The following is a 25254-nucleotide window of genomic DNA, read 5'->3' on the forward strand; positions in this document are numbered from 1 at the left end:
ATTCCGCGAGAATGCCAGTGTTACGTTTAGAGTAACAACCGCCCCCCGCGTCTGCCAAGGGTTGCAGCGCATATTATGAGGCAGGCCCTACTGAAGCATTAGAGCGCCACACCCTTCAGCCTGTCTGTGAGCCCCGTCAGAACATCGGCGCCCACATTGGCAACAGCCACGCGCAAATGCCCTTCCTGACCGGGTCCGAAATAGCTGCCGGGCAAGCACAAAACGCCGCGCTCCGTCGCTAATTTCTCGGCGACAGCGTGCGCCTTCGCCCCCGCGAAAGGATGTCGCAGATAAGCGAAATAGGCACCGACCGATTCGATGCGCCACTCAGGCAACGACGCGAGCGCCGCTTGAAAAACCTGTGCACGCCGATTGATCTCGGCGCGGTTCTCCTCCCGCCAGTCGCGGAGGGCCTCAATGGCCCAGGGCAGAACCAACTGCGCCGTACGCGGCGCGCAGATCTGGACGCAATCGAGAATCTTGGCGATCTGCTCGATGAGCGCTGCATCTGCCGTGATCGCCCCCATGCGATGCCCCGGAATCGCGTAGGATTTCGAGAACGAGTAGAGCTGAATCACGTTCTTGCGCCACTCGTCGCCCGCGAAAAGCCCGTGTGCGCGGTTCATGCCCTGCGGCAGGAAGTCCCGGTAAGTCTCGTCGATCACGAGATAAATGCCGCGTTTCCGGCACAGCTCCGCAAAACCTTCGATGACGTGGGCTGGATAGACGGCGCCGGTCGGGTTGTTCGGCGTCACGAGAACGATCGCGCGCACCTTCTCGTCGATCAGCGTCGCCGCATCCTCGATGCGCGGCACGAAACCGTTCTCCGACCGGCACGGCAGCGGGCGGGGCTCGATGCCCAGCATGTCGAGCGTCATCTGGTGATTGAAATACCAGGGCGTCGGCAGCAGTACTGCCTCGCCGCGATGAGCGAGCAGCATCATGGCGACGAAGAACGCCATGTTGCATCCGGCGGTAATCGCCGTGTCGGCAGCCTCGATCCGCCCCTCGTAGAGGCGCGACATCTCGGCCGCATAGGCCTGCCGCAAAGTGGCATCGCCGTTGATGGGGCCATATTGGGAGGTCGTGGCCTCGCCCGCCACGGAAGCAAGACGCTCCAGGAAGCTCACGTGGGGCGCATTGCCCGGAACCGCCTGCGAGAGATTGATCAGCGGCCCATAGGCCCCGTCATAGCGCTTGGTCCAGCTCTGTGCCTCCGGGATCGGAGGGCTGCCGACATCGGCGACGAGGGGATTGATAGGGTTGAAGGGGCCGCTGCTCATAAGATGATTCTGCTCCGGATAAGGAAAAGGCAGGAAACCCGGTGAGCCTCCACCGAAATTCCCTGCCCTTCAAGATATTAGTAGCGCCGTCATGGCCGGACCAAGCCCGGCCATCCCGATACCGAAAAGCACCGCGCTCCCGCAATCGGGATCACCGGCACGAGGCCGATGATGACGAAAACGGGAGAAGAACCTTAGTCCTTCGCGCGCTCCACGTAGGAGCCGTCTTCCGTCATGATCACGACGCGGGTGCCGGCGGTGATGTGCGGAGGCACCAAGGTGCGCACGCCGTTGGAGAGCATGGCGGGCTTGTAGGAGGAGGACGCCGTCTGGCCCTTCACCACCGGCTCGGTCTCGGTGATCTCCAGGGTGACGCGGGCGGGCAGCTCGATGGCGATCGGAACGCCGTTATGGGTCGAGAGCATCACGGCCATGCCTTCCTGCAGGTAGGCCTTCTGGTCGCCGATGATGTCTTCCGGAACCGCGACCTGCTCGTAGGTCTCGGGGTTCATGAAGTGGAAGCCCTCGCCGTCTTCGTAGAGGAAGGTGTGCTCGCGGTCTTCCACGAAGGCGCGCTCGACCTGCTCGGTGGTGCGGTAGCGCTCGGAGACCTTCACGCCGTCGGAGATGCGGCGCATGTCGAGCTGGGTGACCGGGGTGCCCTTGCCGGGGTGGATATTCTGGGCGGTGAGCACGACATAGAGCTTGCCGTCGATGTCGACGACATTGCCTTTGCGGAGCGTAGAGGCGATGACCTTCACGGGAAGCGTTCCTTGTGACAGATAGGGCGCGTCGCAGGGCCAGGGTGCCTGGCCCCGGCGACGCCGAAATTCGGTTTCGCTGCCGCAACTAGCCTATCTTGGTGCAAATCGCCAGCCTCACCTGTCAGGAAGCTTTTGGAATGGAAAACACCATGCCCGCCCCCTCGCCCTGGTGGACGCCGCATGTCCATGCCGACCGGAGACCCTTTTTGCTAGGCCGCAACCGGATCCAGGCGGCCTTCCGGAGCTTCTTTGCGGGACATGACTTCGTGGAGGTGGACACCGCCACACTCCAGACCTCACCCGGAAATGAGGCGCACCTGCACGCCTTCGCCACCGAGGCGATTGGTCTCGGTGGGGCGCGGACGCCGCTTTACCTTCACACCTCCCCGGAATTTGCCTGCAAGAAGCTCCTGGCCGCAGGCGAGACCCGGATTTCCTGTTTTGCCCATGTCTACCGCAACCGGGAGCGTGGCCCCCTGCACCACCCGGAATTCACTATGCTCGAATGGTATCGGGCCGGCGAGAGCTATGAGGAGCTGATGAGGGATTGCGCGGCCCTCCTGGCACTCGCAGCCGAGACCGCGGGCACCCGCACCCTCACCTATCGCGGCAAGCAGACCGATCCCTTCCAGGAGCCCGAGCGCCTGAGCGTGGCTGAAGCCTTCCGGCGTTTTGCCGGGATCGATCTTCTCGCTTCTATCGGCCGGAGCGGCGAAACCGACCGCGACCATCTGGCCGCGAGCCTTCGCCAATCGGGCGTGCGGGTGGCCGAGGACGACACCTGGTCCGACCTGTTCAGCCGCGTCATCGTAGAGCGAGTCGAGCCCCATCTCGGCCTCGGGCGTGCCACGATCCTCGACGAATACCCGGTGGCAGAGGCGGCGCTCGCCCGGCCTACAGCCCGAGATCCGCGCGTGGCCGAGCGCTTCGAGCTCTATGCCTGCGGCGTGGAACTGGCGAACGCCTTCGGCGAGCTGACAGATGCTCAAGAACAACGCCGCCGGTTCGAGGCAGAAATGGCAGAAAAGATGCGCGTTTATGGAGAAAGCTATCCGGTGGACGAGGATTTCCTGGCAGCGCTCGCGCAGATGCCCGAGGCCAGCGGCATCGCGCTCGGTTTCGACCGCCTCGTGATGCTCGCCACAGGGGCATCGCGCATCGATCAGGTGATCTGGGCTCCCGTGCCGGAGACAGGCCATTGAGCACGCTTCGTACCCCGAGAGAACTCGTCGACAACGGGCTGATCGCCCCTGAGGGCTTGGCTGGAATCGAGCGCGTCGCCGAGCGCTATGCGATTGCGATCAGCCCCGCCATGGCTGATCTCATCGACAAGGCCGATCCCAGCGATCCGATTGCTCTGCAATTCGTGCCCCAAACGGCCGAATTGGCGACCACGCCCGAGGAACGCGAGGACCCTATCGGCGATCTGGCGCATTCGCCGGTCGAGGGCATCGTGCATCGCTATCCCGACCGCGTGCTGCTGAAGGCCGTGCATGTCTGCCCGGTCTATTGCCGCTTCTGCTTCCGACGCGAGATGGTGGGCCCCCAGGGCCTCGGCACGCTCATACCTGATGCCCTCGACAGGGCCTTCGCCTATATCGCCGAGCATTCGGAGATCTGGGAGGTGATCCTCACCGGAGGCGATCCGTTGGTGCTCTCTCCCCGCCGCCTCTCCGAGCTGATGCAGCGCCTTGCCGCCATCGATCACGTGAAGATCGTCCGCTTCCATACGCGCGTTCCCGTGGTGGAGCCGGAGCGGGTCGACGAGTCACTGATCGCCGCTCTGAAGGCGAGCGGCAAGACGACCTACGTGGCACTCCACGCCAACCATCCGCGGGAGCTGACGCCTGCAGCGCGTAAAGCCTGCGCGCGGCTGGTGGATTCAGGGATCGTGATGCTCAGCCAGTCGGTGCTGCTGAAAGGCATCAACGATCACCCGGAGACGCTCGCCGCCCTCATGCGCGCCTTGGTGGAAACGCGGATCAAGCCCTATTACCTGCACCACCCGGACCTCGCCCCCGGCACCAGCCATTTCCGGCTGTCGCTTGAAGAGGGCCGGGCACTCGTGGCGGGTCTGCGCGGGCGCATCTCGGGGCTCTGCCAGCCGACCTATGTTCTCGACATTCCGGGCGGCTACGGAAAGGCAGTCATCGCTCCTGACACGGTCAGCGAGCGAGGAGGCTGCTATACGATCTCGGATTTCCGAGGCGGCGAACACGCCTATCCGCCGCAAGAATGAGCCTCGCACAATCTATGCCTTAATCGAGCGTCAGAATGCAGTCTCTGGCGAGAGGCAAGTCTGGCCATGGCAGACGATCCGTTAGAATTCGCGAAAGCGGATGAGCGTGACCTCATCGAGGCCACGTTCCGGAACGGCTCGATTACGGCCATCGGAGTCGTTGTCGGCTTTTCCTTGGGATTCCTAAGCCGTTGGTCTGCTTTGCCGGGGGAATGGACCCATTCGGATCTCATCTCCGTCACCCTGATCACGCTGGGACTGGCTCTTCAAATCAAATCCCTGGCGGACTTGCTGTTGCTCTCCTGCCTACAGGTCAAGCGCTACAACCGTTCGGTCTGGACCTTCTTGACGGGCCTAATCCTCGTCGGCTTGGGCGTCATTCTCGCCATATTTGCAGACCTTCTCGGGTTCCGTGGCCTTGTCTTGCAGGGCTAAAGGCGGCATCTACTCTTAATCGAAAACCGGCTTCGCCGTGCGACCCTTCTTGATTTCGGAGCGTCGGCCTTTCGCCTCCAGTCTCCGTTTCTTGGAGGCGAGCGTTGGCCGCGTGGGCCTTCGTGGTTTCGGGCGCTCGGTGGCCTGGCGGATCAGTTCGACGAGCCTGGCCACCGCATCCTCGCGGTTGCGCTCCTGGGTACGGAAGCGTTGCGCCGTGATGATGAGCACACCGTCGTTCGTCAGCCGCTTCCCGGCGATCCTCTCCAGCCGCGCCTTCACATCCTCCGGCAGAGACGGCGAGTTGCGCACGTCGAAGCGCAGCTGAACGGCGGATTCCACCTTGTTGACGTTCTGTCCGCCAGGTCCCGAGGCACGGATGAAGCTCTCCTGAAGCTCTGCTTCATCGAGCGCGATACTGTTCGTCACCTGGATCATGGGGCCTCGGGCAGGACGGGAAGGATTAAGTGGAGCATAAGCACTCTATGTCCATGCGAGCTTCTCCGGCCCTTGTCGACCTTGGCGAGAAGTCTTAAGCGGCTTGTACCCTTCCTTTTGCCGGGCCTGCATCCGGCCTCTCAAGCACATCTCGCATGTCCGTCGTCTTCGCCAGCCTCATCCCGACCTTTCTGATCATCGCGACCGGCTGGCTGTGCCGCACCACGAATTTCGTGAGCGAGCAGCAATGGGCCGGGCTTGAGCGTGTGACTTACGTGCTCTTCTTTCCGGCGCTGATCGTCGATACGCTCTCCCGTGCGGATCTCGCATCGGTGCCGGTTCTCGGCGTAGGGGGCGCACTCGTCGGCTCCATCCTGCTCATGGCAGGTCTGATGCTGGCGCTCAGGCCCCTCCTCGCGCATTATGCCGGCATCGACGGCCCGAGCTTCACCTCGATCTTCCAGGGGGCGACCCGCTGGAACACTTTCGTCGCCCTTGCCGTGGCGGGAAGCCTCTTTGGGCAGCGCGGCGTCGCCCTGATCGCAGTGGCGATTGCCGCCATGGTGCCGCTTCTGAATCTGCTCGCCTTCTATGTATTCATCCGCTTTGCAGGCAGGCCGCGGCAGAGCCCGAAGGAAATCCTGCGCTCCTTCGCGACCAACCCCTTCATCTGGTCATGTGCCATCGGTCTGACGCTCAACCTGATCGTTCCTCCACTGCCCAAGCCGATCACCGCCTACATTGACCTCATGGGGCGCGCCGCCCTTGCGGCAGGGCTTCTGATCGTAGGAGCGGGTCTCGACATCCGCCGTCTCGCCAAGCCTGGACTGCCTCACACACTGACGGCCGGGCTCAAGCTCTTCCTGATGCCCGTCATGGCCGTACTCTTTGCGACTTCTGCGGGTGTGAGCGGCGATGATCTGGTCGTCACGATCATCGCATCCTCGGTGCCCTCAGCCGCCGCGGCCTACGTGCTGGCGCGCCAGATGGGCGGCAACGCGCCTCTCATGGCCGAGATCCTCACCCTTCAGACCCTGCTGGCCCTGGGCTCCATGCCTCTGATGATCACCCTTCTGGGTTGATGCATTTTCGGATTTTGCAACCATTAGTTATCGGATTCGCTATTGTGTTATTTATGGTTGCACTGCTAACCTGTCTCGACTGAAACAGAGACACAGCTCATCTTCATGTCCCAAGCCCCGCGCCGCGCCCTCTCCGCTCCATCGCCCCACAATCAGGAGGTTGCCGATCAGGCTCCCAAAGTTGACAGGAAAGGCATGAGCGCGACCGAGACGGCGCGATACATCGCTGAGTTTACGGCGGAGCTGTCCTATCTCGCCCGCCAGACGAGGCTCGATCTCTTGGCGTACCTTCTTGATATGGCCCGTCTCGAGGCGGCGCGCGCGCTGCAAGCTGAACAACGCAAGCGCTGATCAGCGTCCCGAGATCAGGGACACGGCATTGCCGCCGTGGCGCTCCAGCCGCCCGGCGATTTCGAGTTCGAGCAGGGTCATCTGAACGGCGCGGATCGAGAGACCGGATTGGCGAACCAGATCATCTATCGCAATCGGGGATGGCCCAAGGAGCTCGATCAGACCGGACGCCGAATCCGTTCGCTCGTCATCAATGCCTGCACTCGGCAGAACAGAGCCCGTGGGTGCTCGGGGCACATCTGGCAGGTCCAGCTCGTCCCATAGCTCTTCCGTGCCAAGGAGATGCTGAGGCTCCTCCGCTCCCGTGTCGAGGCGAGGACCAGAGGCAATCAGCGGCTCCAGAACGCTTGTCACATGCTCCAAACCTGCGCAGAGCGTTGCCCCTTCGCGGATGAGATCGTTCGTACCCTCGGCGCGGGGATCGAGCGGGGAGCCCGGAACGGCGAAGACCTCCCGCCCCTGTTCCAGGGCAAAGCGCGCGGTGATCAGCGAGCCGGAGCGGCGGGCGGCCTCCACGACCACGACGCCATAGGACAGGCCGGAAACGATGCGGTTGCGCCGCGGAAAATCGCGCCCGCGTGGCTCCCAGCTCATGGGCATTTCGGAGATCACGGCGCCGCCCCGCTCCACGATGGCGAGCAGGAGGGGCTCATTCTCGGAGGGGTAGACCTTGTCGTGACCGCCTGCGAGAACGGCGATTGTACCTGTCTCCAGCGTCGCCTTGTGGGCACGGGTGTCGATGCCTCTGGCAAGCCCCGAAACCACCACATAACCGGCCTCGCCCAGTTGGCGCGACAGGCGCTCTGTAAAGGTAAGCCCAGCTGCGGACGCATTGCGGGAGCCGACCATGGCGACGGCAGGTCGTGAGAGCACCTCCGTCGAGCCACGCACAGCGATCAACGGCGGCGCGGTATCGATGGCCTGCAGGGTTTTAGGATAGTCCGGCTCACCCATGGCGACGAAGCGCACGCCCAGGCGGGCGGCGGCGGCCATTTCCCTTTCGGCTTCCGCGCGGCTCGTGACCTTGAGTAGCAGGCGTCCGCCACGGCGGGCAAGGTCGGGCAAGGCCTCGAGGGCCGCAGACGCACCGCCGAACTGGTTGATGAGCGCGCGGAACGTGCGCGGCCCTACATTCTCCGAGCGGATCAGCCGGAGCCAGTCGAGGCGTTGCTCGTCCGTCAGGTTCACTGCCCTAGCCCTTCTGGCCGATTTTGCCTTCGGTTCCGGCAAGCAGGCGGCTGATATTGGCGCTGTGCTTCCACCAGAGCAGCGCCACGAGGATCACAGCCATGGCAGCCATCTCAGGCTCACCCAGAAGCCACAGGGCCACCGGTGTCGCGGCGCTGGCGATCAGGGCCGAGAGAGACGAGTAGCGAGTGGTGAAGGCGCTGCCGAGCCAAATGGCGGCAAAAATCACCGCAGCGATCCACTTCAGGCCGATCAGCACGCCGATGAAGGTGGCAACACCCTTGCCGCCCTTGAACTTGAGCCAGACCGGAAAGAGATGGCCGAGGAACGCGCCGAGTGCGGCGAGTATCGCGAACTGATCGCCCCACCGGGCCGCGATGAGGACGGCAGCCGTCCCTTTCAGGCCATCGCCAAGGAGGGTCGCTGCGGCGAGCCCCTTGCGGCCCGTGCGCAAAACGTTGGTCGCGCCGATATTGCCGGAGCCGACATTACGAATGTCGCCCAAGCCCGCCATGCGGGTGAAGATCACGCCGAAGGGAATCGAGCCGAGGAGATAGCCGAGGGCCAGGGCCCCGAGCAGATAGAGCAGGTTCATTTCGTCAGGCATTCGCTTCTCGTCACATCGAACTGCGGTCGAACACGATCCTGCCTGCAACCATCGTGATCGTCACCTGTCCTTCCAGACGGGCTTCATCGAAGGGCGTATTCTTGGACAGGGACTTCAGTTGGCGCTTGTCGAGCACGTAAGGCGCATCTGGGTCGAACAGGATCAGGTCCGCAGGCGCGCCGATTTTCAGCCGCCCGGCTGGCAATCCTAGGATTTCCGCGGGTTTCGTGGACAGGGCGCGCAGGAGCTTCGGCAGTGAAATGCGGTCCGAATGGACTAGGCGAAGCGCCGCCGAGAGCAGCGTTTCGAGCCCAACCGCCCCGTCGGCGGCCTCCGCGAAGGGCAGCCGCTTGTTCTCCACATCCTGTGGATTGTGATCCGAGACGATCACGTCGATCGTCCCGTCAATCAGCGCCTCGATCATCGCCTGCCGATCCTCCTCGTGCCGCAACGGCGGCGAGAGCTTCAGGAAGGTGCGGTAATCGCCGATGTCGTTTTCGTTGAGCGACAGGTGATTGATGGAGACGCCGCAGGTAACCGGAAGCCCCTTGGCCTTGGCAGCCCGCACGATCTCTGCCGAATCGGCGCAGGAGATCATGGCGGCGTGGTAGCGCGCGCCCGTGAGGCGCACGAGGCGCATGTCGCGCTCCAACATGATCGTCTCGGCCTCGCGCGGAATGCCGGGAAGCCCGAGGCGGGAGGCGAACTCACCTTCATTCATCACCCCCTGACCGACGAGGTTCGGATCCTCCACGTGATGGACGATCAGCGCATCGAAATCGCGGGCATAAGTGAGTGCCCGGCGCATCACCTGCGCATTGGTGACGGAGCGCGCGCCATCGGTGAAGGCAATCGCCCCGGCTTCTTTCAGCCGCCCGATCTCAGCCATCTCCTCGCCCTTGAGCCCTTTGGTGAGAGCGGCGGCTGGAAGGATGTTGACGATGGAGGTGTCGCGCGCCCGGCGCACGATGAAGTCGATGACCGCCGGATCGTCGAGAGCCGGGCTCGTATCCGGCATGGAGACGACAGTCGTCACGCCGCCCGCAGCCGCCGCCTCACCGGCGCTCTTCAGCGTCTCGCGATACGGCCCGCCCGGCTCGCCGATGAAGGCGCGCATGTCGATGAGACCGGGAGACAGCACTTGCCCGCCGCAATCGATGACGTCGGCATCCGCAGCCTCTGACAGCTGCGGCCCGAGATCCTGGATCACGCCATCGCGAACCAGCAGGCCGCCCTTGTCCTCGCGCCCCGTATCGGGATCGACGAGACGTGCGTTCTTGAAGAGAAGAGGTTTCGTGCTCATCGCGCGTCTCACCCGTTCGGCAGATGGCTCGCGAGAGCCTCGAGAACCGCCATGCGGACGGCCACGCCCATTTCGACCTGTTCGCGGATCAGCGATTGCGCGCCGTCTGCCACATCGGAGGAAATCTCCACGCCCCGGTTCATGGGGCCTGGATGCATCACGAGCGCATCAGGCTTGGCATAGGAGAGCTTTTCCTGGTCGAGCCCGTAGAAGCGGAAATACTCCTTCACAGAGGGCACGAAGGAGCCGTTCATCCGCTCGCGCTGCAGGCGCAACATCATCACGATATCCGCCCCTTCCAGACCTTTGCGCATATCGGTGAAAGTCGGGAAGCCCAGACGCGCGATGCCGGGCGGCAGGAGGTTGGTCGGCGCGACGAGACGCACCTGCGCGCCCATGGCTGCGAGCAGGATCATATTGGAGCGCGCCACGCGCGAATGCAGGATGTCACCGCAGATCGCGACGGTGAGGCCTTCGATCCGTCCTTTGTTGCGGCGGATCGTGAGCGCATCGAGAAGCGCCTGCGTCGGATGCTCATGCGCACCGTCGCCCGCATTCACCACCGCGCAATCGACCTTCTGCGCAAGCAAATGCACCGCGCCCGCCGCGTGATGGCGCACGACTATGATATCGGGGCGCATGGCGTTCAGCGTTGCCGCCGTGTCGATGAGCGTCTCGCCCTTTTTCACGGACGAGGACGCCACCGCCATGTTCATCACATCGGCGCCAAGGCGCTTGCCGGCGATCTCGAATGAGGATTGCGTGCGGGTGGAGGGCTCGAAGAAGAGATTGATCTGCGTGCGCCCCCGAAGGGTCGTCTTACGCTTCTCGATTTGGCGGCTCACCTCGACCTGTTGATCGGCGAGGTCGAGCAGCGCCTGAATGTCCAAAGGAGACAGCCCCTCGATTCCGAGGAGATGCCGGTGGGGAAAAACGGATCGGGGGGTATCTGTCATCTTAAAGCCATCGCTATAGGCGGTCTGCCCAAGGGCAGCAAGCTGCCTCTCTTCGCCATGTGCATTTTTCACCCTAGATCTAGAGCTTAAGATGCGCTGCCGGGGGTCGATGGTCATGACCGCATTCCAGACCCATGAGATCTTCAATCAGACGCCACCCTTCGGCGATGTGAACCTGATCGCGGGCGACCAGCCTCTGCTGGATGCTGTCAAGAGCAATGGCGTGGATCCCGAGGCCGAGGGGCTGATCGCCTTCGGCGAGGCCTGGGGCAGCGCGGAGCGGCTCGATCTCGGGCGGCTCGCCAACGAGAATCCGCCGAATCTGCGCACGCACGATGCGCGGGGCTATCGAATCGACGCGGTGGAATTCCACCCCGCCTATCACGCGCTCATGCGGGCCAGCATGGCGGACGGCCTTCATTGCTCGACATGGGACGAGCCGAAATCAGGTCATGAACATGTGGCGCGGGCTGCCCGGATCTACACCGTGGCGGGCGTCGAAAGCGGCCATGTTTGCCCCATCACCATGACGCACGCCGCGGTGGCGGCGCTGTCGGCTGCGCCTCACCGCCTGAAAGAATGGCTGCCGAAGATCCGCTGGCGGGATTACGATTCGCGCTTCCTCCCGTCTTGGGAGAAATGCTCCGTCACCCTCGGCATGGGGATGACGGAAAAGCAGGGCGGAACGGATGTACGCGCCAACAGCACCCGTGCTGTGCCGACGGGCGGAGATGAGTATGCGCTCACGGGGCACAAATGGTTCATGTCCGCTCCCATGTGCGACGCCTTCCTGGTCCTTGCCCAGGCGCCGGGCGGCCTCACCTGCTTCCTCGTGCCCCGCTTTCGGCCTGACGGCTCCCTCAACGGGCTTCGCCTGCAGCGACTGAAGGAGAAGCTGGGGAATCGCTCCAACGCTTCCTCCGAGGTCGAGTTCGTGGAGGCCCTCGGTTGGCGGATCGGTGAGGAAGGAGCAGGCGTGCGGACCATCATCAATATGGTGCAGCTCACCCGCCTTGATTGTGCGGTGGCCTCCGCCGGGCTCGTGCGGATGGGGCTGACCCTCGCCGTGCATCACGCCCATCACCGCAGCGTCTTCCAGAAGAAGCTCATCGACCAGCCCGCCATGCGGATGGTGCTGGCCGATCTCGCCCTTGAAAACGAGGCCATGACGGCGCTGGCTCTCCATACCGCTCGCAGCTTCGACTTGGCCTCCCAAGACGTGCACGAGGCGGCCTATGCCCGACTGATGACGCCTGCGGCCAAGTTCGGCATCTGCAAAGCCGCCCCCCGGCTTCTCTATGAGGCCATGGAGAGCCTCGGCGGCAACGGCTATGTCGAGGAGAGCCCCCTACCCCGGCTTTACCGCGAGGCCCCGGTCAACGCGATCTGGGAAGGATCGGGCAACGTGATCGCCCTCGATCTCCTGCGGGTGGAAAGCCGTGAGCCGGAGCTGGCGGCCTCAGTCCTGGAGCGTCTGATGGCCGATGCAGGCGACCTGCCGGGAGCCTCGGAGACGGCCAGGGACATCGTGCTCGCCCTCCAGTCTCCCGAAGCAGAAGCCAAGGCCCGCTTCATCGCCGAGCGCCTGTTCACCCTGGCGGCAGCATCGGCCTTGGCCCGCTCCGCGCCCACCCAGATCACCGAAACCTATGCTCTCACCCGGCTGGCCCAGCCAGCCCGGATGATCGGTGCAAATGACCTGGGTGATGCCGTGAAGCCCTTGCTGGATCGGGCTTTCGTCACCATATAACGGTCTAGGCGGAACAACCGATTTGACTTGTCCGCCGTGATCCACCACTTATCGCGCCTTGGCTGTCAGGGGGCTGACCGCCTCCTACCTTGACATTAAGAGCATCTGCTCGCGGCCATCTACGGGAAAGTCGCTCATGAAAGTCGTCGTCGTCGAGTCGCCTGCGAAGGCCAAGACGATCAACAAATATCTCGGCAAGGATTACGAGGTCCTGGCCTCCTTCGGGCATATCCGCGATCTGCCCGCCAAGGACGGCTCAGTCGATCCGGATGCCGATTTCCGCATGATCTGGACGCTCGAGGACAAGGGCTCGAAGCGGGTCTCCGAGATCGCCAAGGCGATCAAGGGCGCCGAAAAGCTTATCCTTGCCACCGACCCGGATCGCGAGGGCGAGGCGATTTCCTGGCACGTCGTCGAGGCTTTGCGCGAAAAGCGCGCCCTCAAGGACCTGCCCGTCGAGCGCGTGACCTTCAACGCCATCACCAAGGATGCGGTGCAGACGGCCTTGCGCCAGCCGCGCGAGATCGATCAGGCACTGGTCGACGCCTACATGGCCCGCCGCGCCCTCGACTATCTCGTGGGCTTCACGCTCTCTCCCGTCCTCTGGCGCAAGCTGCCCGGCGCGCGCTCGGCTGGCCGCGTGCAGTCGGTGGCGCTTCGCCTCGTCTGCGACCGCGAGCTTGAGATCGAAACCTTCAAGCCGCGCGAATACTGGTCACTCATCGCGACGCTCGCGACAAAGGACGGCGCGGTGTTCGACGCGCGCCTCGTGGGTGCCGACGGCAAGAGGATCCAGCGTCTCGACATCGGCAACGGCAAGGACGCCGAAGCCTTCAAGAAGGACCTGGAGCTGGCGACTTTCTCGGTGGCGAACATCGAGGCGAAGCCCGCCAGGCGCCACCCCTATCCACCCTTCACCACCTCGACCCTTCAGCAGGAAGCCTCGCGCAAGCTGGGTCTCGCGCCTGCGCAGACCATGCGCATCGCGCAGCGTCTCTATGAAGGCGTCGATATCGGCGGCGAGACGGTCGGTCTCATCACCTATATGCGTACTGACGGCGTCGACATGGCGCCGGAAGCCGTGCAGGCCGCCCGCCGCGTGATCGGCACGGAATACGGCGACCAGTATGTCCCGTCCGTCCCGCGCAAGTACTCGACCAAGGCGAAGAACGCGCAGGAAGCGCACGAGGCCATCCGTCCCACGGATATGAGCCGTCTGCCGAAATACGTGGCGAAGTATCTGGAGCCCGAGCAGGCTCGTCTCTACGATCTCATCTGGACTCGCACCGTGGCGAGCCAGATGGAATCGGCCGAGCTCGAGCGCACCACCGCCGACATCACCGCTCAGGTCGGCCCGCGCAAGCTCGATCTTCGCGCCACCGGTCAGGTGATCAAATTCGACGGCTTTCTCACGCTCTACAACGAGAGCAAGGACGACGAGGCCGACGAGGACGAGGGCCGTCTGCCGCCCATGAAGGCGGGCGACCCGCTTGAGCGTCGCCGCATCAACGCGAGCCAGCACTTCACCGAGCCGCCGCCACGCTATTCGGAAGCCTCGCTCGTGAAGCGCATGGAAGAGCTCGGCATCGGCCGTCCTTCCACCTATGCCGCAGTGCTGCAGACCCTGCGCGACCGCGAATACGTGCGTATCGAGAAGAAGCGCCTCGTTCCGGAGGACAAGGGCCGCATCGTCACGGCATTCCTGGAGAGCTTCTTCCGCCGCTACGTGGAATACGATTTCACGGCCGATCTCGAAGAGCAGCTCGACCGCGTCTCGAACAACGAGATCGACTGGAAGCAGGTCATGCGCGATTTCTGGCGCGACTTCTCCGCCGCCATCGGCGAAACGAAGGAGCTGCGCACTGCGGAAGTGCTCGATGCACTCAACGAGCTGCTTGGGCCCCACATCTTCCCGGACAAGGGCGACGGCTCGAATCCGCGCACCTGCCCGACCTGCGGCACGGGGCAGCTCTCGCTCAAGCTCGGCAAGTTCGGCGCCTTCATCGGCTGCTCGAACTATCCTGAATGCAAATACACCCGCCAGCTCGCCGCGACCGGCGCCGAGGGCGACGGCGAAGGCTCATCCGAGAACGGCGGCCAGCCTGGCGTGAAGGTTCTGGGCGTCGATCCCGACACGGGCGAGCAGGTCACCCTGCGCGAAGGCCGCTTCGGTCCCTTCGTGCAGCTTGGCGAAGGCGAGAAGCCCAAGCGCTCCTCCCTGCCGAAAGGACTGACGCCTGCGCAGGTGGATCTGGAGAAGGCGCTCAAGCTCCTCTCACTCCCGCGCCAAGTCGCCGCCCACCCTGAAACGGGCGAGCCGATCCTCGCCAGCATCGGTCGCTACGGACCCTACGTCCAGCACGGCAAGACTTATGCCAATCTTGGTCCGGGCGATGACGTGCTTGAGATCGGCGCGAACCGCGCCATCGATCTCATCGTCACGAAGGAAAGCGGCGGCGGTGGCGCCCGTCGTGGCGCAGCCGATCCGGGACGGCCGCTGGGCGACGATCCCGAATCGGGCAAGCCCATCGTGGTAAAGGCCGGACGCTTCGGGCCCTACGTGACCGACGGCGAGACCAACGCCACCCTGCCGCGCACCATGGCGGCGGAGGCGGTGACGCTGGATGAGGCCATCGAGCTGCTGAAAGCCCGTCGCGCTGCCGGTCCGTCGAAGAAGTCGGCCCGCGGTCGCAAGGCTCCGGCCAAGAAGGCCGCTGCCGCCGAGAAGGCCCCGGCGAAGGCCGCGACCAAGACGGCTGCCAAGAAGACGGCGGCAAAGAAGCCTGCCGTCAAGAAGGCAGCCGCCAAGACAACGGCTAAGAAGGCCGCAAAGGCGGCCGAATAAATGAAGGAGTGGTTGTCCTGGATCCTGGTGGACCATGCTGATCAGGTTGAGATTGCCCTGCGCCTCTGCGTGGCGGCGATCGCCGGCATGGCCGTCGGTCTCAACCGGGACATTCACAACAAGCCCATCGGCATGCGGACGCTGGGCCTCGTAGCCCTCGGCTCGGCCATCGTGATCCTCTCAGGCTCGGTCTATGAGGGGCTTCATTTCGCGCAGGACGCGGTCAGCCGTGTGGTTCAGGGCATCCTGACCGGTCTTGGCTTTCTCGGCGCGGGAGCGATCTTGCGCGGCAAGGACGGGATGGAGGTTCAGGGGCTGACCACGGCCTCGACGGTCTGGATCGCGGCGGCTCTCGGTGTGACGGCGGGCCTCGGTGCCTGGTTCATTACCCTGGCGGGCACCGTCATGACCCTCGTCCTTCTGACCTTCGGCAGAGTGCTGGAAGATAGGCTGATTCGCCTGTTTTCAGGCAAGCCCAAGACCGTGCAGGACGAGGATAGTTAGAAGGCGAAGCCTAAGCCCAGGACGGCGACGGCGGCAATGGAGAGCCACAGCAGGCTCGAACCGAAGGTGCTGCTTTTCACGGCCGACGTGGTATCAGGCTCGTCGAATGCGAAGGCTTCGCCGGCGGTGCGCGCCGCGCGGTCTAGGTGAAGCTTCTGTGCCGGTTCTAAAGTCGTGCGCATCGTCGCCCTCGATCTCCGTTAAGCTTATGCTTAACCAGCCAACGTGAATGGGAACTAAACAGTTCCTGATGACAGGAGAAAGACATCCTTTAGAGGCAGTTGGGATACTGTCCGAACGGGGGTTCCCAATGCCCGGTTTTTATGGCTTGTGACCCCACGTCACCTTCACGTTTCCGTTTTGTTCTCGTATAAAAACGGAATGAGAAATAGTGTAAACAAACGCGAATCATCGAAACGGACCAAGGTCCCAATGGATAACGACGATCTCTTCGGGGGCGCGGCTGCCAAGCGCGCGGCGCCCGCTACGGCCAGAACGGCTGCCGTGAAAGCCTCCCGCGCCGCGCCTGCTCCGCAGCAGGGCACGCCGGGCGAGGCCGGCTATGACGCGTCCGCCATCGAGGTGCTGGAGGGCCTGGAGCCCGTCCGCCGCCGTCCGGGCATGTATATCGGTGGCACGGACGAAAAAGCCCTGCATCACCTGTTCGCCGAGGTGATAGACAACTCCATGGACGAGGCGGTCGCGGGCCACGCGACCTTCATCGAGGTGGAGCTGGAGGAAGGCGGCTGGTTGTCCGTCACCGACAACGGCCGCGGTATTCCGGTCGATCCGCATCCCAAGTTTCCGAAGAAGTCGGCGCTCGAAGTCATCATGACCACCCTGCACGCGGGCGGTAAGTTCGACTCGAAGGTCTACGAGACCTCCGGCGGCTTGCACGGCGTCGGCGTGTCGGTGGTGAACGCCCTCTCCGAAACGCTTGAGGTCGAGGTCGCGCGCGGGCAGCAGCTCTATCGCCAGGTCTTCTCCCGTGGCATTCCGCAGGGCAAGCTCGAGACCGTGGGCCGCGTGCTCAACCGGCGCGGCACGAAGGTGCGCTTCAAGCCCGATCACCAGATCTTCGGCAAGGACGCCCATTTCCAGCCCCGCCGCCTGTTCAAGATGGCCCGCTCGAAGGCCTATCTCTTCGGCGGCGTCGAGATCCGCTGGAAATGCGCACCTTCGCTCATTGTGGGCGTGGACAATGTTCCGGCCGAGGCAACCTTCAGGTTCCCGAACGGCCTGAAGGACTACCTGCTCCACGACATCGACGGGAAGGAGCTGGTCACGGACCAGATCTTCTCCGGCAAGATCACCAAGCCCGGCAGCCACGGTTCGCTGGAATGGGCGGTCGCCTGGATGGCGAACGAGGACGGCTTCTCCACCTCGTACTGCAACACGGTGCCCACCCCTGAGGGTGGCACGCACGAGAACGGCCTTCGCATCGCGCTGCTGCGCGGCCTGCGCGATCACGCCGAGCGCGTCGGCCAGTCGAAGCGCATGGCAGCAGTCACCACCGACGACGTGATGGCTACCTGCGCGTCCATGCTTTCGGTGTTCATCCGTGAGCCGGAATTCCAGGGCCAGACCAAGGACAAGCTCGCCACCGTCGAGGCTGGCCGCATCGTCGAGAACGGGATCCGCGATACCTTCGATCACTGGCTCGCCGCCTCGCCGCAGCAGGCCAACAAGCTGCTCGACTGGGTGATTGACCGCGCCGAGGAGCGCCTGCGCCGCCGCCAGGAAAAGGAAGTCGCCCGCAAGACGGCGACCCGCAAGCTGCGCCTGCCCGGCAAGCTGGCGGATTGCTCGAATGCCGGCGCCAAAGGCTCCGAGCTCTTTCTCGTCGAGGGTGACTCGGCCGGCGGTTCCGCCAAGCAGGCGCGTGATCGCGCCTCCCAGGCCGTGCTTCCGTTGCGGGGAAAAATCCTGAACGTGGCCTCCGCCGGTCGCGACAAGCTCCACCAGAACCAGCAGATCGCCGATCTCATCCAGGCGCTCGGCTGCGGCACGGGTTCGCAATATCGCGATGCCGATCTTCGCTATGAGAAGATCATCATCATGACCGACGCGGACGTGGACGGCGCACACATCGCGACGCTCCTCATCACCTTCTTCTACCGGCAGATGCCGAAGCTCATCGACGGCGGACACCTCTATCTCGCCGTGCCGCCACTCTACCGCCTGTCGCAGGGCGCGAAGTCGGCCTATGCCCGTGACGAGGCCGACCGCGACCGGCTGCTGAAGACGGTGTTCAAGGGCAGCGGCAAGGTCGAGATCAGCCGCTTCAAAGGTCTTGGCGAGATGCTGCCCGGCCAGTTGAAGGAGACCACGATGGACCCGAAGAAGCGCCTGCTTCTGAAGGTGGTCGTGGAGGCGGATGATAGACCTGAGGCAAACGATGCCGTGGAGCGCCTGATGGGCAATAAGCCTGAAGCCCGCTTCGCCTTCATCCAGGAACGTGCCGTCTTCGCCGACGAGGCGGATCTGGATATCTGAACCCTGCAGCAATAAAGTCCCAGCGCAAACCTTTGGCGAAAGGCACGGAGATGCGCTGGGTTTTTGTTGCCATCAACGGGTGCCTGCTACGTGTCTGATAGAGGCCCAGATTGAGACAGAGCATCGCGCATATTGCTCTTGTGGTTCGCGACTACGACGAAGCAATCGCCTTTTACGTCAACAAGCTGCGGTTCGAGCTGGTTGAGGACACGTATCAGCCGGAGCAGGATAAGCGTTGGGTTCTTGTCCGCCCTCCGGGAGATGGAGCGACATCGTTGCTTCTGGCGCGTGCGTCTACTCGCCATCAGGAGACGTTCATCGGCAACCAAGCTGGCGGTCGTGTCTTTCTGTTTCTGCGGACTGACGATTTTCAGCGGGATTATGCCGCCATGGTCGAGGCTGGCATCAAGTTCGTTCGCGAGCCGAAACAGGCTCCTTATGGCACCGTGGCCGTATTCGAGGATCTGTACGGCAATCTGTGGGATCTCGTGCAATTCACAGACGGTCGCAAGTGAACGCGCTGCAATTGCCACGGGCGGACTTTAAGATCTGACGGGCGTCTCAAAGGCGACAACACTGGCGCTCAGCCTCTCCGCGCCATTCTTATCAGCAAGAAGCGAGCGCCCTCGTCATCCCTGGACTTGTTCCGGGGATCCACGTCTCTGCATGGTTCAAGACGGGGATGAGCGGGACAAGTCCGGCCATGACGACAGAGAACAGTGTCCAACTTTTTTCGAACTGATTCAATACCTTAGGCTAGTCGAGAAACTTTCTTGAAAATTTTTCAAAAAAGTTGGGAACCATTGTTGAACGGAACCGTTGATAGGCATCACCGGCCCATTCTGCCCCCACGGGCCGGTCCCTCACAGGCTCCGTAATGGAGCCTTTTTTTTTGCCCCGAACGGCTCTTAACCTGCCTATGGATCCATGCTGCGGCTTGTGCGTCATCACCAGGGCGTGTGGCCGGACTAGCCGCGGCCAAGCTCGCATGCGACAAGACCTGACGGACTCAACGAGTTTTTCCCTTGGCCAAACGTTCAAAAGCCCAATCCTCCTCCGCTCTCCCATCCCGGGAGGATCTCGTCGCTTTCATCGCCAACTCCCCCGGCAAGGTGGGCAAGCGTGAGATCGCGCAGGCCTACAACATCAAGGGCAGCGACCGAGTCTGGCTCAAGCAGATGCTGAAAGACCTGGAGATCGAGGGCGTCGTTGACCGCAGGGGCAAGCGGGTCCACAAGGCAGGCCAGCTGCCGCCGATGGTGATGGCCGACATCATCAAGCGCGACCGCGATGGCGAGTTGATTGCCGTTCCCACCGAGTGGGACGAGGAAGAGCACGGCTCGATTCCCACCATCATCATCCTGCCCGCCCGCAAGCCGAAGCCCGGCATGCCGGTAGCGGGCGTGGGAGACCGGGCGCTGCTGCGGGTCGATCCGCTCAAGGCCGGTGATATTCATCGCTATGCGGGCCGTGTCACGAAGATCCTCGCAAAGAAACAGGCGCAGGTGCTCGGCATCTTCCGGCCTCTCCCGGAAGGCGGCGGACGCCTGATTCCCGTCGACAAGAAGGCCCGCGAGCAGGAGCTCCAGATCAATCCCGGTGATGAAGCCGACGCGCAGGATGGCGACCTCATCGCGGCCTCCATCGTCAAGCACGGGCGTTTCGGTCTCCCTCATGCAAAGGTGAAGGAGCGGTTGGGCTCCATCAAATCCGAGAAGGCCGTGAGCTTGATCGCGATCCACGCCCACAATATCCCGAACCAATTCCCAAAACCTGTCATCGACGAGGCCGAGCGGGCGGAACATGCCTCCATGGCAGGCCGCGAGGATTGGCGCGAGGTCCCGCTCGTCACCATCGACCCGCCGGATGCCAAAGATCACGACGACGCCGTCCATGCGGTGCGGGACGAGAATCCAAGCAATGAGGGCGGCTTCATCATCACCGTGGCGATTGCCGATGTCGCGGCCTATGTGCGCCCCGGCTCCGCCATGGACCGCGAGGCGCAAGAGCGGGGCAACTCGGTCTATTTCCCCGACCGCGTCGTGCCCATGCTGCCGGAAAGGATTTCAAACGATCTCTGCTCGCTGCGTCCGCATGTGCCGCGCCCTGCCCTCGCCGTTCGGATGGTGATCGGCCCTGACGGCCGAAAGAAGAGCCACTCCTTCCACCGGGTCATGATGCGCTCGGCGGCGAAGCTCTCCTATCAACAGGCTCAGGTAGCCATCGACGGACGGCCCGACGAGGTGACAGCCCCTATCCTCGACCCGATCCTGAAGCCCCTCTGGGCCGCTTATGCCTGCGTGAAGAAGGCCCGCGATATCCGCGAGCCACTCTATCTCGATCTGCCCGAGCGCAAGATCGTGCTGAAGCCCGACGGCACCGTGGACCGCGTGTTCGTGCCGGAGCGGCTTGAGGCGCATAAGCTCATCGAAGAGTTCATGATCCTCGCCAATGTGGCGGCGGCGGAAGCGCTGGAGAAAGCGCAATCCGACCTGATCTACCGCGTCCATGACGAGCCTTCGCTTGAGAAGATGCGCGCTTTGAGCGAAGTGCTCGCCTCCATCGGTCTGAAGCTGCCGACGCAAGGAGCGCTGAGGCCGGAACTGTTCAATCGGATTCTTCGCAGCGTCGATGGCACCGAGCATCAGCTCTTCATCAACGAGGTGGTGCTGCGCTCGCAGTCGCAGGCGGAATACTCGGCGGAGAATTACGGGCATTTCGGCCTGAACCTGAAACGCTATGCCCACTTCACCTCCCCCATCCGCCGCTACGCGGATCTCATCGTCCATCGCGCGCTGATTACTGCCCTGAAGCTCGGCAAGGATGGGCTGCCGTCTGACATCACCCGTGCGGAGCTGATCGAGATCAGCGCCAAGATCTCGGCCGCCGAGCGGCGCGCCATGGCGGCGGAGCGTGAGACAATCGACCGCTTGATCGCGCACTTCCTCGCGGACCGGATCGGGGCCACATTCGATGGACAGATTTCGGGAGTGACGAAGGCGGGCCTCTTCATCAAGCTGAACGAGACCGGCGCGGATGGTTTCGTTCCTGCGGCGACCATCGGCGACGATTTCTATCGCTTCGATGAGAAGACCCATTCCATGCGCGGCGACTACACGGGCGAAACCTACCGCCTCGGCGACAGGGTGGAGGTTAAGCTGGTGGAAGCCGCCCCCGTCGCAGGCGCGCTGCGGTTCGAGCTGCTCACCAAGGGCCGCTTTACCGGCAAGGCTGGTGGCGGAAAGAAGGGGGCGAAGCGTCCGCCGCGCGGTGCTAAGAAAGCAGCCGCCAAGGCAGCATCAGACCGGCGTGCTCCCACGCGTGTGAAGGTGAAGCGCCGCGGTCGCGGCTGATAGGAAACTAAAATGCCTCTGACGATGCAAACGGCCTCAGCGACCCAAGCGGAGGAAGTGACCACCCTGCCTGCGATGAAGCGAGGCTTCCTCGGTCATTGCCCGGCTTGCGACAGGGGACGACTCTTCGGTCGTTTCCTGAAAGCCGTCGAGCGCTGCGAGGCCTGCGGCACGGAACTCCATCACCATCGGGCTGATGATCTTCCGCCTTATATCGTGATCACGATTGTCGGCCATTTGATCGGCTACGGGATCCTGATGACCGAGACGAAGATGGAGATGCCGCTCTGGGCGCATCTGGCGATCTGGCCTCTCCTGACCCTCGTGCTATCTCTGCTGCTGCTCCAGCCCGTCAAAGGCGCTGTCGTGGGGCTTCAATACGCGCTAGGGATGCACGGCTTCGGCGCAGCCCGAGAGAAGAGAAAAGCAGAGAGGGAGAACCCGGGTGACGGACGCTCAAACACTGGCCAGGATGGATACGCTGGTCGCCGGGGAGCGTAAGGCGAACGCGCCCGCCCTTCGTCCTGCCGATGCCTCCACCCTCATCATCATCGACCGCAAGGGCAAGCACCCGAAGGTCCTCATGGGCAAGCGCCATGAGGGCCACAGGTTCATGCCCGGCAAGTTCGTGTTTCCTGGTGGCCGGATCGAGGCAGGCGACCGTTCGATGACCGTGGCCGGCGCCCTGCATCCGCGCGCGGAACAGGCCCTTATGACCCGGGTCACCCGCCCCTCCGTCCAGCGCAGCCGCGCATTGGCCCTCGCCGCCATCCGCGAAACTTTCGAGGAAACGGGCCTGATGCTTGGCACCAAGGATTACGGCAGCCCGGATTCGGTACCGGCTGGCACTCCCTGGGAGGCCTTTCGGGAGCATGGGGTATTTCCCGACCTGGAGATTCTGCACTTCATCGGCCGGGCCATCACGCCCCCGAAGCGCGTGAAGCGCTTCGACACCCGATTCTTCGCGGTGGACCGCACCGCTGTCGCCCATGAGGTCGAGGGCGTCGTGGGGCCTGATTCCGAGCTCGTGGAACTCGCCTGGGTCACCGTGGCGGAGGCCAGAAAGCTGGACCTGCCGCCGATCACTGGTGTGCTCCTCGGAGAGCTGGAGGCAAGGATTGCCGCCGGTTTCAGCCCCATGCTGCCGGTGCCTTTCTTCTATCAGAAGCGTGACCATTTCGTGCGGGAGCTGCTTTAGCGCCAGCGCCCCCGGACTTTGATCCGGGGATCCACGTCTTTCGACGTAACGGCTCCCAGGACGTGGATGGCCCTGACGGAAAAGATGTCGTCCCTGTCCTCCGGAACCCTTGACGAAACCGGCGTAATCGGGCATGGGAACGTCACGATTTTCCGGCCGGGTTCGCCCGGCCTTTGCGTTTCGGCCACGCCATAGGGCGAACCGAGCGCGTTCAAACCGAACAAGAGGTCTCAACCTATGGCCAAAGCCGCAACGATCAAAGTGAAGCTCGTCTCCACCGCCGACACGGGCTATTTCTACGTCACCAAGAAGAACTCCCGCACGATGACCGACAAGCTGTCGCTCAAGAAGTACGACCCGGTCGCGAAGAAGCACGTCGAGTTCAAGGAAGCCAAGATCAAGTAATCCGCTTTCAACTAAGTTGTTGAGATAATTTGGAAAACCGCCTCTTACTTGGGGCGGTTTTTTCGTTCGGGGTCACAAACGGGTCACAAACCATAGGCGCTGGTTCTTGCTCCAGCGCTAGACTGAACCTTCCGAACTCTGTGACGTTGCCTAATCAGAACACAGCTTGGCTGATTAAGGATGAGGGCCAGAATTTCCGTCTGGCTGATTGTCACTTAAAGCCAAGCTGGAGTACCTTAGGAGTCGGCAAGGGAGACAATGGAATGACAACGCTTGCGCTAACAAAGAAACCCTCCTTCAAGTCAACAGCCCAAGCTCTACAGAATTCCGTTTCGAAGGATCTAAGAGAGTTGAGGCGGTCAGTAGCGTCCGTTCAGGTTGACGCTACGCATGAGCAAAAGCCATCCGGCACAAAGAAAAAAGCTAACAAGAAGTAAAGAATGCCCACGCTGTACGGACCGGGAGATTCGGAACGAGTCGCTGAACCCGCCAAACCTCAAGTAGAAGCATTCCGCTCACCATGGCGGCGCGACTTGGCTAGACTGATTCACTGCCCGAGCTTCCGCCGCCTCCAAGGAAAGACACAGGTTTTTCCGGGTCACGAGTCGGATTTCTATCGAAACCGCTTATCGCATTCCATGGAGGTCGCGCAGATTGCAAAGTCGATTGCAATTAAGCTCAATGCGACCTCCGCCACATTCGCTGCAGCCGATCAGAAGATTGAACCTGACTTGGTGGAATTTGCCGCGCTTGCCCATGATCTGGGACATCCACCATTCGGCCATAACGGTGAAGAGGCTCTAGATGAGTGCATGTCTGAGCACGGTGGCTTCGAGGGCAATGGGCAAACTCTTCGCATCATCAGTCGGCTGGAGAAAAAAGCCACACTCCGTCTCTCAAGCGACGGTGAATTAAGAGCCTTTGATGCCGACGGAACCGATCTTCGCCTTGGCCTAGGACTGACCTACCGTGCCCTCGCCTCTGTACTGAAATACGATCGCGCCATCCCAGAGCGATCCGAAGACCGAAGTAAGTCTGGGGTCGTGAAGGGATACTACAAAGACGACACCGCTTTAGTCGCAAATATAAAGCAAAAGGTCTTGGGCGTAGATACTTATGATGGACCATTCAAGACGATTGAATGCTCTATCATGGACATCGCTGATGACATTGCCTACTCTACTTATGACCTTGAAGATAACTTCAAGGCAGGATTCCTTGATCCTCTCGGCCTATTCACACTAGATAACGAGACGTATGAGGCAGTCGTAGATACTATCAATTCACGCATTGATAGCTATTATCCGGAATATTCGAAATCGAAGATCGATGTTTCTGACGTACATAGTACGCTGTACTTCATCCTTGCGGATCTTCTGTTTGTACCCAGCGATGATGATCTGAAACTATTCCGGAGCAGACGCCACGCAGAGGGCGCAAAAAAGATGCTCCTAGCGATGGACGTACAAGCACGCTCTAGAAAAATTGCACAGAATGGCTACGTTCGTGCGGACTTCACATCAAGATTAGTCCAGTTTTGCTTAGACGGCATTGAGGTTATCGAGCACCCTATTTACCCGCAGTTACATAGAGCAAGACTCGACTTCGAAACTTTCAGAGTTGTCGAAATCCTGAAAAACTTGACCTATCACGCTGTGATCCGTGCCCCCAGTCTACAGGTTGTAGAATACAGGGGGAAGGATATCGTCAAAAGCATCTTCAAGGCACTCGTTGAAGACGATGGAATCAGATTGCTCCCTGAGGATTTCCGGTCGATGTGTGCCAGTGCTCCGGTAATGGTGAAATACCGCACAATCTGCGACTTCATCGCTGGAATGACCGACAGGTATGCTTTCGAGTTCTACAACAGATTGCATGGCGCTGTATCCACAACTGTTCATAAGCCTTTCTGACCGGCATTCTCCCTAAGACGGCGTGAAACCTCGATCAAAACATTTAATCCGGACAGGAATGCCTCGACTAGAGCATCGGGCATTCAGACGAATCCGTATCCGGCGGCGGTGAAATAGTTGCGGCACGCCTCAGGCTCAACGAGA

The 25254-nt window shown here is 62.2% G+C and carries 23 protein-coding genes; 15 read left to right on the forward strand and 8 right to left on the reverse strand.

The annotated features are described in order from the left end of the window. Window positions 1-98: 98 nt before the first annotated feature. Complete coding sequence (locus tag DC522_RS17470; protein ID WP_116529951.1) at window positions 99-1283, reverse strand: aminotransferase; 1185 nt, start codon at window positions 1281-1283, stop codon at window positions 99-101. A 194-nt stretch (window positions 1284-1477) separates the two neighbouring features. After that, complete coding sequence (gene efp, locus DC522_RS17475; protein WP_047187113.1) at window positions 1478-2044, reverse strand: elongation factor P; 567 nt, start codon at window positions 2042-2044, stop codon at window positions 1478-1480. Between the two features lie 152 nt (window positions 2045-2196). Between efp and epmA the strand changes: the two genes are divergently transcribed. From epmA to DC522_RS17490, 3 genes are all read left to right on the forward strand, one after another. Continuing rightward, on the forward strand, window positions 2197-3249 hold the full coding sequence (gene epmA, locus DC522_RS17480; RefSeq protein ID WP_116529975.1) for an EF-P lysine aminoacylase EpmA: 1053 nt from the start codon (window positions 2197-2199) through the stop codon (window positions 3247-3249). Beyond that, the gene (locus tag DC522_RS17485) at window positions 3246-4286 is read left to right on the forward strand and encodes a lysine-2,3-aminomutase-like protein (protein ID WP_116529952.1); all 1041 of its coding nucleotides are present in this window, start codon (window positions 3246-3248) and stop codon (window positions 4284-4286) included. The genes epmA and DC522_RS17485 overlap by 4 nt, the downstream gene beginning before the upstream one ends. 66 nt (window positions 4287-4352) lie before the next feature. Further along, the gene (locus DC522_RS17490) at window positions 4353-4721 is read left to right on the forward strand and encodes a hypothetical protein (RefSeq protein WP_116529953.1); all 369 of its coding nucleotides are present in this window, start codon (window positions 4353-4355) and stop codon (window positions 4719-4721) included. 15 nt (window positions 4722-4736) lie between these two features. Here DC522_RS17490 and arfB read toward each other — a convergent pair whose 3' ends face one another. Further along, window positions 4737-5159, reverse strand: coding sequence for an alternative ribosome rescue aminoacyl-tRNA hydrolase ArfB (arfB, locus tag DC522_RS17495; RefSeq protein ID WP_116529954.1), 423 nt, complete (start codon window positions 5157-5159; stop codon window positions 4737-4739). A gap of 155 nt (window positions 5160-5314) precedes the next feature. Here arfB and DC522_RS17500 point away from each other — a divergent pair, with 155 nt between their 5' ends. Together DC522_RS17500 and DC522_RS17505 are read left to right on the forward strand one after the other, a co-directional pair. Next, the gene (locus DC522_RS17500; RefSeq protein ID WP_116529955.1) at window positions 5315-6241 is read left to right on the forward strand and encodes an AEC family transporter; all 927 of its coding nucleotides are present in this window, start codon (window positions 5315-5317) and stop codon (window positions 6239-6241) included. Between the two features lie 105 nt (window positions 6242-6346). Continuing rightward, the gene (locus DC522_RS17505; RefSeq protein WP_116529956.1) at window positions 6347-6592 is read left to right on the forward strand and encodes a hypothetical protein; all 246 of its coding nucleotides are present in this window, start codon (window positions 6347-6349) and stop codon (window positions 6590-6592) included. Here the strand turns inward: DC522_RS17505 and dprA are convergent, their stop codons facing one another. From dprA to DC522_RS17525, 4 genes are read right to left on the reverse strand one after another with little or no spacing between them, the layout of a single operon-like run. Then, window positions 6593-7780 carry a DNA-processing protein DprA gene (gene dprA / locus DC522_RS17510; protein ID WP_116529957.1) on the reverse strand — a complete coding sequence of 396 codons (1188 nt, stop codon included), beginning with the start codon at window positions 7778-7780 and terminating at the stop codon, window positions 6593-6595. 4 nt (window positions 7781-7784) lie between these two features. Beyond that, the gene (plsY, locus tag DC522_RS17515) at window positions 7785-8387 is read right to left on the reverse strand and encodes a glycerol-3-phosphate 1-O-acyltransferase PlsY (protein ID WP_116529958.1); all 603 of its coding nucleotides are present in this window, start codon (window positions 8385-8387) and stop codon (window positions 7785-7787) included. Between the two features lie 10 nt (window positions 8388-8397). Next, a complete protein-coding gene (locus DC522_RS17520; RefSeq protein ID WP_116529959.1) occupies window positions 8398-9690 on the reverse strand; it encodes a dihydroorotase in 1293 nt (430 codons plus the stop codon). Window positions 9691-9698: 8 nt separating this feature from the next. Next, the gene (locus tag DC522_RS17525) at window positions 9699-10646 is read right to left on the reverse strand and encodes an aspartate carbamoyltransferase catalytic subunit (RefSeq protein ID WP_116529976.1); all 948 of its coding nucleotides are present in this window, start codon (window positions 10644-10646) and stop codon (window positions 9699-9701) included. Window positions 10647-10755: 109 nt separating this feature from the next. Here DC522_RS17525 and DC522_RS17530 point away from each other — a divergent pair, with 109 nt between their 5' ends. From DC522_RS17530 to DC522_RS17540, 3 genes are all read left to right on the forward strand, one after another. Next, window positions 10756-12396: an isovaleryl-CoA dehydrogenase gene (locus DC522_RS17530; protein ID WP_116529960.1), complete on the forward strand. Its 1641-nt coding sequence runs from the start codon at window positions 10756-10758 to the stop codon at window positions 12394-12396. Between the two features lie 136 nt (window positions 12397-12532). Next, window positions 12533-15241 (forward strand): type I DNA topoisomerase, encoded by a 2709-nt coding sequence (topA, locus tag DC522_RS17535; RefSeq protein ID WP_116529961.1) that lies wholly within the window; start codon window positions 12533-12535, stop codon window positions 15239-15241. Then, a complete protein-coding gene (locus tag DC522_RS17540; RefSeq protein WP_116529962.1) occupies window positions 15242-15745 on the forward strand; it encodes an MgtC/SapB family protein in 504 nt (167 codons plus the stop codon). Here the strand turns inward: DC522_RS17540 and DC522_RS17545 are convergent. Further along, window positions 15742-15927, reverse strand: a complete 186-nt coding sequence (locus tag DC522_RS17545) for a hypothetical protein (protein WP_116529963.1) — start codon at window positions 15925-15927, stop codon at window positions 15742-15744. The two genes, DC522_RS17540 and DC522_RS17545, sit on opposite strands and share 4 nt — an antisense overlap. 250 nt (window positions 15928-16177) lie before the next feature. Here DC522_RS17545 and parE point away from each other — a divergent pair, with 250 nt between their 5' ends. The 7 genes from parE (at window position 16178) to dgt (ending at window position 25110) form a co-directional block, all read left to right on the forward strand. Then, window positions 16178-18241 (forward strand): DNA topoisomerase IV subunit B, encoded by a 2064-nt coding sequence (gene parE, locus DC522_RS17550; RefSeq protein WP_116529964.1) that lies wholly within the window; start codon window positions 16178-16180, stop codon window positions 18239-18241. 110 nt (window positions 18242-18351) lie between these two features. Beyond that, window positions 18352-18756 carry a VOC family protein gene (locus tag DC522_RS17555; RefSeq protein ID WP_116529965.1) on the forward strand — a complete coding sequence of 135 codons (405 nt, stop codon included), beginning with the start codon at window positions 18352-18354 and terminating at the stop codon, window positions 18754-18756. A gap of 510 nt (window positions 18757-19266) precedes the next feature. Beyond that, on the forward strand, window positions 19267-21594 hold the full coding sequence (rnr, locus tag DC522_RS17560) for a ribonuclease R (RefSeq protein WP_116529966.1): 2328 nt from the start codon (window positions 19267-19269) through the stop codon (window positions 21592-21594). A gap of 12 nt (window positions 21595-21606) precedes the next feature. Then, window positions 21607-22095: a DUF983 domain-containing protein gene (locus DC522_RS17565; protein WP_116529967.1), complete on the forward strand. Its 489-nt coding sequence runs from the start codon at window positions 21607-21609 to the stop codon at window positions 22093-22095. Next, a complete protein-coding gene (locus DC522_RS17570) occupies window positions 22067-22792 on the forward strand; it encodes an NUDIX hydrolase (RefSeq protein ID WP_116529968.1) in 726 nt (241 codons plus the stop codon). Before DC522_RS17565 ends, DC522_RS17570 begins: the two co-directional genes overlap by 29 nt. Window positions 22793-23029: 237 nt before the next feature. Next, the gene (gene rpmG / locus DC522_RS17580; protein WP_047187095.1) at window positions 23030-23197 is read left to right on the forward strand and encodes a 50S ribosomal protein L33; all 168 of its coding nucleotides are present in this window, start codon (window positions 23030-23032) and stop codon (window positions 23195-23197) included. Between the two features lie 440 nt (window positions 23198-23637). After that, window positions 23638-25110 carry a dGTP triphosphohydrolase gene (gene dgt / locus DC522_RS17585; protein ID WP_116529970.1) on the forward strand — a complete coding sequence of 491 codons (1473 nt, stop codon included), beginning with the start codon at window positions 23638-23640 and terminating at the stop codon, window positions 25108-25110. Window positions 25111-25254: the final 144 nt, after the last annotated feature.

The sequence above is a fragment of the Microvirga sp. KLBC 81 genome (assembly GCF_003075415.1).
Taxonomy (GTDB): domain Bacteria; phylum Pseudomonadota; class Alphaproteobacteria; order Rhizobiales; family Beijerinckiaceae; genus Microvirga.